Source organism: Streptomyces sp. URMC 126 (assembly GCF_051386555.1).
Taxonomy (GTDB): Bacteria; Actinomycetota; Actinomycetes; order Streptomycetales; family Streptomycetaceae; genus Streptomyces.
Map to the genome: position 1 here is coordinate 1 of NZ_JBPQTX010000290.1, position 8,984 is coordinate 8,984.

10 protein-coding genes are annotated in these 8,984 nt (G+C 75.4%); 8 read left to right on the forward strand and 2 right to left on the reverse strand.

All coding sequences use genetic code 11. The features are described from left to right. Positions 1-180: 180 nt before the first annotated feature. The 3 genes from ACSNOK_RS26690 to ACSNOK_RS26700 all read left to right on the forward strand — a co-directional run bounded on the left by ACSNOK_RS26690 (position 181) and on the right by ACSNOK_RS26700 (position 3,302). Positions 181-1,779, forward strand: coding sequence for an ABC-F family ATP-binding cassette domain-containing protein (locus ACSNOK_RS26690; protein WP_436783329.1), 1,599 nt, complete (start codon positions 181-183; stop codon positions 1,777-1,779). Between the two features lie 389 nt (positions 1,780-2,168). Further along, a complete protein-coding gene (locus ACSNOK_RS26695; protein WP_030366669.1) occupies positions 2,169-2,390 on the forward strand; it encodes a helix-turn-helix domain-containing protein in 222 nt (73 codons plus the stop codon). 120 nt (positions 2,391-2,510) lie between these two features. After that, positions 2,511-3,302 carry an enoyl-CoA hydratase/isomerase family protein gene (locus ACSNOK_RS26700; protein WP_436783330.1) on the forward strand — a complete coding sequence of 264 codons (792 nt, stop codon included), beginning with the start codon at positions 2,511-2,513 and terminating at the stop codon, positions 3,300-3,302. A gap of 204 nt (positions 3,303-3,506) precedes the next feature. On the opposite strand, the gene ACSNOK_RS26705 is transcribed toward ACSNOK_RS26700, so the two are convergent. Then, positions 3,507-4,382 (reverse strand): nucleopolyhedrovirus P10 family protein, encoded by an 876-nt coding sequence (locus tag ACSNOK_RS26705; RefSeq protein ID WP_436783331.1) that lies wholly within the window; start codon positions 4,380-4,382, stop codon positions 3,507-3,509. A gap of 224 nt (positions 4,383-4,606) precedes the next feature. On the opposite strand from ACSNOK_RS26705, the gene ACSNOK_RS26710 reads away from it, so the two are divergent. The 5 genes from ACSNOK_RS26710 to amaP are packed head-to-tail and all read left to right on the forward strand — an operon-like array spanning position 4,607 to position 6,994. Next, on the forward strand, positions 4,607-5,077 hold the full coding sequence (locus ACSNOK_RS26710) for an Asp23/Gls24 family envelope stress response protein (protein WP_436783332.1): 471 nt from the start codon (positions 4,607-4,609) through the stop codon (positions 5,075-5,077). Between the two features lie 60 nt (positions 5,078-5,137). Next, a complete protein-coding gene (locus ACSNOK_RS26715; RefSeq protein WP_436783333.1) occupies positions 5,138-5,341 on the forward strand; it encodes a hypothetical protein in 204 nt (67 codons plus the stop codon). Positions 5,342-5,362: 21 nt separating this feature from the next. Beyond that, positions 5,363-5,740 carry an Asp23/Gls24 family envelope stress response protein gene (locus ACSNOK_RS26720; protein ID WP_436783334.1) on the forward strand — a complete coding sequence of 126 codons (378 nt, stop codon included), beginning with the start codon at positions 5,363-5,365 and terminating at the stop codon, positions 5,738-5,740. Then, complete coding sequence (locus ACSNOK_RS26725) at positions 5,737-6,390, forward strand: DUF6286 domain-containing protein (protein ID WP_436783335.1); 654 nt, start codon at positions 5,737-5,739, stop codon at positions 6,388-6,390. The genes ACSNOK_RS26720 and ACSNOK_RS26725 overlap by 4 nt, the downstream gene beginning before the upstream one ends. Positions 6,391-6,397: 7 nt before the next feature. Beyond that, on the forward strand, positions 6,398-6,994 hold the full coding sequence (amaP, locus tag ACSNOK_RS26730) for an alkaline shock response membrane anchor protein AmaP (protein WP_436783336.1): 597 nt from the start codon (positions 6,398-6,400) through the stop codon (positions 6,992-6,994). A gap of 1,184 nt (positions 6,995-8,178) precedes the next feature. On the opposite strand, the gene ACSNOK_RS26735 is transcribed toward amaP, so the two are convergent. Beyond that, positions 8,179-8,934, reverse strand: a complete 756-nt coding sequence (locus ACSNOK_RS26735) for an SDR family oxidoreductase (RefSeq protein WP_436783337.1) — start codon at positions 8,932-8,934, stop codon at positions 8,179-8,181. Positions 8,935-8,984 lie beyond the last annotated feature (50 nt).

Consider the following 8,984-nt stretch of genomic DNA (forward strand, 5'->3'; position numbering starts at 1 on the left):
CCCCGCCGCCCGGCCGGGAAATCCGCTTGCCCGCCCCCGTTAGAATCTTCCCCATGGCTTCTCTCCTCGTGCATTAGACGGCGCCGCCGCCCGCGCGGCAGTGTTCGCCCCCTCCCCGGCCCGCGCGGCACCGGGAGGTGTCCCCCTCGACCGCCGTCCCACCCGCCCAGGAGTAGTTCCGTGATCACCGCCTCCGGCATCGAGCTGCGCGCCGGCGCACGCGTCCTCATCGAGTCCGCCAGCTTCCGTATCGCCAAGGGCGACCGCATCGGCCTGGTGGGCCGCAACGGCGCGGGCAAGACGACGCTCACCAAGTGCCTGGCCGGCGAGGGCATCCCCGCCGCCGGCACCATCAGCCGCTCCGGCGAGGTCGGCTATCTGCCGCAGGACCCGCGCACCGGCGACCTCGACGACCTGGCCCGGGACCGCATCCTCTCCGCGCGCGGCCTGGACTCCGTCCTCCGCAAGATGCGCGAGAACGAGGACCGCATGGCCAACGGCAAGGGCGCGACCCGCGAGAAGGCCATGAAGAAGTACGAGCGCCTGGAGACGGAGTTCCTGACCAAGGGCGGGTACGCCGCCGAGGCCGAGGCCGCGACCATCGCCGCCAGCCTCGGCCTGCCGGACCGCATCCTCGGCCAGCCGCTGCACACCCTCTCCGGCGGCCAGCGCCGCCGCGTCGAGCTCGCCCGGATCCTCTTCTCGGACGCCGACACCCTGCTCCTGGACGAGCCGACCAACCACCTCGACGCCGACTCCATCGCCTGGCTGCGCGACTACCTCAAGACCTACCGCGGCGGCTTCGTGGTGATCTCCCACGACGTCGACCTCGTCGAGACGGTCGTCAACAAGGTCTTCTACCTGGACGCCAACCGCTCCCAGATCGACGTCTACAACATGGGCTGGAAGCTCTACCAGCAGCAGCGCGAGGCCGACGAGAAGCGCCGCAAGCGCGAGCGGCAGAACGCCGAGAAGAAGGCCGCCGCCCTCAACTCGCAGGCCGACAAGATGCGCGCCAAGGCCACCAAGACCGTCGCCGCGCAGAACATGGCCCGCCGCGCCGAGAAGCTGCTCGCCGGCCTGGAGGCCGAGCGCGTCTCCGACAAGGTCGCCAAGCTGCGCTTCCCCGACCCGGCGCCGTGCGGCAAGACCCCGCTGATGGCGGAGGGCCTGTCCAAGTCCTACGGCTCGCTGGAGATCTTCACCGACGTCGACCTGGCCATCGACCGCGGCTCCCGCGTCGTCATCCTCGGCCTCAACGGCGCCGGCAAGACCACGCTGCTGCGCCTGCTCGCGGGCACCGAGAAGCCCGACACCGGACAGGTCACCCCGGGCCACGGCCTCAAGCTCGGCTACTACGCCCAGGAGCACGAGACGCTGGACCCGGACCGCACGGTCCTGGAGAACATGCGCTCCTCCGCCCCCGACCTCGACCTCGTCGAGGTGCGCAAGGTGCTCGGCTCCTTCCTGTTCTCCGGCGACGACGTCGACAAGCCCGCCGGCGTCCTCTCCGGCGGCGAGAAGACCCGGCTGGCCCTGGCCACCCTGGTCGTCTCCTCCGCCAACGTCCTCCTCCTGGACGAGCCCACCAACAACCTCGACCCCGCCAGCCGCGAGGAGATCCTCGGCGCGCTGCGCACCTACAAGGGCGCCGTGGTCCTGGTGACCCACGACGAGGGAGCCGTCGACGCGCTCGAACCGGAGCGCATCATCCTGCTGCCCGACGGCGTCGAGGACCTGTGGGGCCCGGACTACGCCGATCTGGTGGCCCTCGCCTGAGCCGGGGCACCCGCCCGCGCGGAGCCGCCCCGGCGTCCGGCCGCGCCCTGTCGATCAGTGCCGTACCGATCATTCGGCCGATGCGTGATCCTTCATCTGAGTGAGGGCGGCTCATCCCCCGGGGCGGAGGAACGCTCCGGCGCACGCACCGGAAGCGGCACCCGGTGCCTTTCGCCCCCGCACTCCCCAGCCCCGCCCTGACCTGCCGCTTTCGCCCGCCACCCGGACGGGCGTACGGGCCGGAGAAGCCGGAATCGCCTGTTCCGAGCGGCTTCCACGGCTCGGATCGCGGAAACCTTCTGTCATCGACCTTGCCGAATGGGTGGCCAGGATCCCGGCAAGGGGTGATCATGAGAGACAAGAGGCGCATCTCCCATGAGGAGGCACGGGTGGCCGAGACTCTGAAGAAGGGCAGCCGGGTGACCGGCGCCGCGCGCGAAAAGCTCGCGGCAGACCTGAAGAAGAAGTACGACTCCGGTGCGAGCATCAGGGCGCTGGCCGAAGAGACCGGCCGCTCCTATGGCTTCGTCCACCGGATGCTCAGCGAATCCGGCGTGATCCTGCGGGGTCGCGGCGGTGCGACGCGTGGCAAGAAGGCCGCCTCGGCCTGACACCGCGCACCTGTCGGGCACCGAAAGCATGGGCAGTGCCACCCGGTCGGCCGTTCGACCGGCCGGGTGGTTACTGTGCAGTCACTTATCAGCGACTGCATGCCGATACCGGAGGCTCCCATGACCGCCCCGCAGGCCCTGCTCGACCAGGACGGCGTTCGGCTCACCGTGGACGACGCGGTGGCCACCGTCACCCTGACCAATCCCGCCAAGCGCAACGCCCAGTCGCCCGCCCTGTGGCGGGCCCTCACCGAGGCCGGGCGGCTGCTTCCGGGCAGTGTGCGGGTCGTGGTGCTCCGGGGCGAGGGCAAGTCCTTCTCCGCGGGCCTCGACCGGCAGGCCTTCACCCCCGAGGGCTTCGACGGCGAGCCGTCGTTCCTCGACCTGGCGCGCGGCTCCGACGCCGACCTGGACGCGGAGATCGCCCGCTATCAGGAGGCGTTCAGCTGGTGGCGGCGGAACGACGTCGTCTCCATAGCCGCCGTCCAGGGGCACGCCATCGGCGCGGGCTTCCAGCTCGCCCTCGCGTGCGACCTGCGCGTGTGCGCGGACGACGTCCAGTTCGCCATGCGCGAGACCAGCCTGGGCCTGGTCCCCGACCTCACCGGCACCCGGCCGCTCGTCCAGCTCGTCGGCTACGCCCGCGCGCTGGAGATCTGCGCCACGGGCCGCTTCGTCCACGCCGAGGAAGCCGAGCGCACCGGTCTGGCCAACCTCGTGGTCCCGGCCGCCGAGCTCGACGCGGCGGTGGCCGACCTGGCCGCGGCCCTGCTGGCGGCCCCGCGCGACGCGGTCGTCGAGACGAAGGCGCTGCTCCGGGACGCCGCCGGCCGTACGTACGACGAGCAGCGCGCCGCCGAGCGGGCCGCTCAGGCGCGGCGGCTGCGGGACCTGGCGGGGCTGGGGGAGTAGGCCCTGAGCCGGCCGGTCCGGCGGGTGAGGACCACCGGGCGGAGCGCGGTTTCGGGGGTGCGGCCCCCGCAAGGGATGGGGCGAGACCGGGGCACCGTCCCTGTAGGCCCTCGGCCCCGCGCCCGAACCCCGCCCGGTCCCGGGCGGCGTCGGCCCGCGTACGCACGGCGGTGCTTCGTCCCCGCGCATTCGGCCCGCGGGATGTCAGCCGGGCGGCGTCCCGGGCCGTACCGCCGCCGGGGGCACCTTCCGTCGGTGCGACCGGTGGCTCGCGGCGTCCACCCCGGTGGGGTCGACGGCCGTGACGACGACGGCGACCGGCGCCGGCCCCACCGCCTCCCGCACCGCCCGTGCCACGTCGGACGCCCGGTGGCCGCCGGCGACGGCGAACTGCACTCGGGCGGCGGGGTCGCGGCCGCCCGCGAGCACCGCGTGCTCGCGGGCCACCCCGGGGACGGCGAGGGCGGCGGCCCGTACGGGGTCCGACGGCGCGGGGGCCCGTACGGGGTCCGACGGCGCGGGGCGGCCGGAAGCCGGCTCGGCTTCCCCGGGCGCTCCCGACTCCTCCGGCGGCAGGCCGGGCAGCACGTCCGTCACCCTCAGATCGATCGCCGCCCACTCCAGCCCCAGCCGTTCCTCGGACACCGCCCACAGCGCGGCGCGCAGCCGGTCCGCCGTCTCGTACAGCGGCTCGTGCGGGACGTCGTGCGCGAACTCGTGGGGGAGCGCTCCGGGGGTGAGCGCCGCGGCCAGGTCCGCCGCGCACCGCAGCGGGCCCGGCGGCAGCGCGCCCGGCGGCACGGGGAACCCGGACGGCCGAACGGCCCCGGCCTCCGCCGCCGTGACGCGGAGCGTCCCGAGCCGGACGCCCGCCACCCCCCGGGCCGCCCGGCGCAGCACTCCGGCCACCGCCTGCTCGGTGATCCAGGCGCCGTCGGCCGGATCTCCCAGGGGCAGCAGCACGCCGATCCCGAGCTGCCGGCGGACGGCCCGGACGAGCGCGTCGTCACCGCTGTCGCCGTCGCCGTCGCCGTCGCGGTCACCCGGCCGGTCCTGCCCGGTCTGTGTCTCCACGGTCATCCCTGTCGTCCCACTGCCGTCGTCCGTCCCCGGAGGGCACCAGACTGCCGTATTCCGCGCCGGGCGGCGCGCCGGACGGCGCGGGACGCCGGGCGGACGCCCGGGATGCCGCGCACGCCGCGAAACTCCTCTCAGCAGGGCCTATGGTGGCAACAGGATCGGTGACGCTTTCCCTCCCTTTCTCGTCCCTCGGAACATTTCCTTCGGAAGCGAGGCGAACGACCATGACCGACACCGCAGGACGCGGCCGGGCCGACGGCCCGGGCCAGGAAGGCCGCGAGGGCGGCGCCAAGGAGTTCGTGGCCCCCGGCGACCGGGGCCGTACCACCATCGCCGACGGCGTCGTCGAGAAGATCGCCGGCATGGCGGCCCGCGACGTGCTCGGCGTCCACGCCATGGGCGGCGGGCTCGCCCGGACCTTCGGCGCGGTCCGTGACCGGGTGCCCGGTGGCGGCAAGTCCGTCACCCGGGGTGTGAAGGCCGAGGTCGGCGAGGTGCAGACCGCCCTCGACCTGGAGATCGTCGTCGACTACGGCGTCGCCATCGCCGACGTGGCCCGCGCCGTGCGCGAGAACGTGATCTCGGCGGTGGAGCGGATGACCGGCCTGGAGGTCGTCGAGGTGAACATCGCGGTGAGCGACGTGAAGCTGCCGGACGAGGAGGACGAGGAGCCGGCGGCGCCCAGGATCCAGTGAGGCACACCGGCCGGCCCTCCCCGGGCCGGCCCGCCCGTCCGACTCGTTGAGGAGCGCACGATGAGCATGGCCGTGGTCGGCTTGATCGTCGGCATGGCGCTGGGATTCGCCGGGTACTTCGGCGGGTTCGGTGCCTTCCTGCTGGTGGCGGCGCTGGGCGCCGTCGGTTTCGTCGTGGGCCGGTTCCTGGAAGGGGACCTGGAGCCCGGCGACTTCTTCCGGCCGCGTGAGCGCGACCGTGAGCACGACGGCCGGCGGAGGTAGGCGGTGCCGGGAGGGCGGGCCGTGGAACCGGCCGCACGCGGAGCGACCCGGATCGCCGACCGCGTCGTCGCGAAGATCGCCTCGCAGGCGGCGCGCGAGGCGCTCGACGAGGAGCCGGAAGGGGCCGATGGGGCCGGCGGGGATGCCGATGCGGGTGCGGGCGGCCGGCGTACGCCCCCGTACGCGTCCGTGACCGTCCACGAGGAGACGGCGCGGGTCCGCGTCTCGGTCGAGCTCGGCTACCCGGCGGACCTCGGGGCGCGGTGCCGCGCGGTCCGGCGGCGGATCGTCGAGCGGGTACGGACGTTGGCGGGCATGGAGGTGCCGGAGGTCGTGGTCACGGTGGAGCGGCTGCATTCGCCGCACATGGAGCGCGGCGCGGTGGAGCGGGTCCGATGAGCGGTCCCGCGACCCCCGGACCGGGGCCGGCCCCGGCGGAGCCCCCCGAGCCCCCGGAGCCTCCCGAGCCCCCCGAGCCTCCCGAGGGGACGGAGCGGCTCGACGTCGGGCGCGCCGGACGGTTCTGGTCCGCCCGCCGCCTGCCCGCCGCGCTCGTCGCCCTCGCCGTGCTGGCCCTCGCGGGACTCCTCCTCTACGACGTGGCCGCCGTCCGCACGGGCCACCGGGCGATGGGCTGGCGCCGCCGGCTCGCCCGCGAACTGGCGCACCGGCACCTCGACAACGGCTGGATCGTGACGGGCGCCGCGCTCGCCGTCCTGGTCGGCGTCTGGCTGGTCGTCCTGGCGGTCACGCCCGGCCGGCGCGGTGTGCTGCCGATGCGCCGCGAGACCCCCGACCTCCGTGCCGGCCTCGACCGCAGGGCGGCGGCGCTGGTGCTCCGGGACCGGGTGATGGAGGTGCCGGGGGTGCAGTCCGTCCGCGTCGAGGTCGGCCGGCTCGCCGTCCGGGCCCGGGCCCAGGCGCACTTCCGGGACCTGGACGAGGTCCGTACCGACGTGGACGGCGTCCTGGCCGACGGGGTACGGGAGTTGGGCCTCGCCCGGCGTCCCGTCCTCTCGGTCCGGGTACGCCGTCCGGCGAGGCGGTGAGCGTACGGTGTTGAGGACCGTCAACCGGGTGCTGCTGGCCCTGACCGGGATCGTGCTCGCGGCCCTCGGGGCCGCCGTGCTCGTCGGCGCCCTGAACCTGCCCCTGCACTGGGACTTCTCGCCGCCGTCCGGCTGGCCGTTCACCGGCCCGGACGACGTCCTGCTCACCGACGCCGACCGGCGCCGGTGGCGGGACCGCGACTGGTGGTGGGCCGTGGTGCTCGGCGTCCTCGCCGTCCTGGTGCTGCTCGCCCTGTGGTGGCTGCTCGCCCAACTGCGCCGGCGCCGGCTGCGCGAGATCGTGATCGACTGCGGTGACGGAGAGGTGGCCCGGCTGCGCGGCCGGGCGCTGGAGGAGGCGCTCACCGCGGAGGCGGCGGCACTGGCCGGCGTCGACCGCGCCCACGTCGTCCTCACCCGCCGCCGGGGCCACCCGGAGGCCCGGATCACCCTGACCCTCGCACCCCACGCGGCCCCGGCGACGGCCCTGCGCCGCCTGGACGCCGAGGCCCTCCACCACGCCCGGACGTCAACGGGCCTGCCCCGGCTGCGCGCGAAGGTCCGACTCCGCGCGGTACGGCACCGCGCGGAGCGGGTGGGCTAGCCAGCGAGCCGCCCCCGGCGCGGCCGGGGTACGAGCCGCCGGGCCGATTCGGGTTCCGCGCCGGGAGGGCCCGACGCCGCGAAGCCGCCGGTGAACTCGCCGGGTCCTTCGCCGGGACGGTTCGCCGGAACGCGGCCGGGAGTCGGGCCCCCGCGACCCGGGGCGCCGCGAGGGTCCGAGGCCTGCTGCGCATGGCGGGACTGCCGGGCCCGCAGGGGGCCCCGCCCGACATCCGAGTCTGGCTCGGGTCCGAACCGGTCGTCGACCGGCAAGGGAATGCCTGCCGATGCTTCGCCGCACGGTGGGGATACGCGCGCCGGGCCGTTTCGGGTTCCGCGGCGGGAGGGCCCGATGCGGTGAGGCCGCCTGCTGAGCCGCCCGTGAAGTCGCCGGGCCCTTCGCCGGGACGGTTCGCCGGAACGCGGACGGGAGTTGGGGCCCGAGGAAGGCGGCCGGCGCGGGCGGGGGAGACGGGCCCGTCGCCCGGAGAGCGGGCCCGCCCGCCTCTGGCTCGGGTCCGAGCCGGTCGTCGACCGGGAAGGGAAGGCCTGCCGATGCCTCACTGCACGCTGCGGGTACGCGCCGGCGGGTCGTTTCGGTCCCGCGCCGAGAGGGCCCGACGCCGCGAAGCCGCCTGCTGAGCCGCCCGTGAAGTCGCCGGGGCCTTCGCCGGGACGGTTCGCCGGAACGCGGACGGGAGTTGGGGCCCGAGGAAGGCGGCCGGCGCGGGCGGGGGAGACGGGCCCGTCGCCCGGAGAGCGGGCCCGCCCGCGTCCGGCTCGGGTCCGAGCCGGTCGTCGACCGGGAAGGGAAGGCCTGCCGATGCCTCACTGCACGCTGCGGGTACGCGCCGGCGGGTCGTTTCGGTCCCGCGCCGAGAGGGCCCGACGCCGTGAGGCCGCTTGCTGAGCCGCCCGTGGAGCCGGGTCCTTCGCCGGGGCAGTTTGCCGGAACGCGACCGGGAGTCGGGCCCACTCCGGGGCATGGGGTGCCTAGCCGCGCGGGGGCCGACGCCTGCCGTGCGCGGCGGGGCCGCCGGGGCCTGCGGGAGCGGACCCGTCCGCGTCCGGCTCCGGTCCGAAGCGGTCGTGGACCGGGACGGGAGGGCCTGCCGGTGGCTCGACGCGCGGTGGGGACACGTCCGTCCGGCGCCGCGCCCCGCGTGCCCTGTGGTCGGTGTCGGGTCAGAAGCCGTGCCGGGCTCCGCCGTCGACCGGGATCATGACGCCCGTGAGGTAGGAGGCGGCGGGGGACAGCACGAAGGCCGCCACCGTGCCGAACTCCTCCGGGGTGCCGTAGCGGCGCAGCGGGATCGCCTCCGCGCGGGCGGCCCTGGTCGCCTCGGGGTCCTCGGTGAGGGCGTCGAGTTCGCGGACCCGGTCGGTGTCGATGCGGCCGGGCAGCAGGCCGACGACGCGGACGCCGCGCGGGCCGAGTTCCGTCGCGAGGGACTTGGCGAAGCCGGCCAGGCCCGGCCGGAGGCCGTTGGAGACGGTGAGGCCGGTGATGGGCTCGTGGACGGAGGAGGAGAGGACGAAGGCGATCACGCCGCCCTCGGACAGTTCCCCGGCGGCGGTCTTGGCGAGCCGCACCGCGCCGAGGAAGACGGACTCGAAGGCCGCCCGCCACTGGTCGTCGTCGTTGTCGGCGAACCGGCCCGCCGGGGGGCCGCCGACGCTGACGAGCACGCCGTCGAAGCGGCCGAAGCGTTCGCGGGCGGTGTCGATCAGCCGTCCGGCCGTGGCCGGGTCCGCGTTGTCGGCGGCCACACCCACCGCTGCCGGGCCGAGTTCCGCGGCGGCGGCCTCCACCGCCGCCGCGTCCCGGCCGGAGAGCACCACGCGGGCTCCGTCCGCCACCAGCCGGCGGGCGGTGGCGTTGCCCAGCCCGCGGGTCGCGCCGGTCAGTACGTACACCCGGTCCTTGAGTCCAAGATCCATGCGGCCAGTGTGCCGGGTGGGGCGCGGCTTGTCAGCGGGCGGGAGGGATG

Excerpts from the sequence above, each read along its gene's own strand:
- ACSNOK_RS26700 (WP_436783330.1), top strand. The coding sequence starts at position 2,511 with ATGACCGCCCCGCAGGCCCTGCTCGACCAGGACGGCGTTCGGCTCACC.
- ACSNOK_RS26705 (WP_436783331.1), bottom strand. The coding sequence starts at position 4,382 with ATGACCGTGGAGACACAGACCGGGCAGGACCGGCCGGGTGACCGCGAC.
- ACSNOK_RS26710 (WP_436783332.1), top strand. The coding sequence starts at position 4,607 with ATGACCGACACCGCAGGACGCGGCCGGGCCGACGGCCCGGGCCAGGAA.
- ACSNOK_RS26715 (WP_436783333.1), top strand. The coding sequence starts at position 5,138 with ATGAGCATGGCCGTGGTCGGCTTGATCGTCGGCATGGCGCTGGGATTC.
- ACSNOK_RS26725 (WP_436783335.1), top strand. The coding sequence starts at position 5,737 with ATGAGCGGTCCCGCGACCCCCGGACCGGGGCCGGCCCCGGCGGAGCCC.
- ACSNOK_RS26735 (WP_436783337.1), bottom strand. The coding sequence starts at position 8,934 with ATGGATCTTGGACTCAAGGACCGGGTGTACGTACTGACCGGCGCGACC.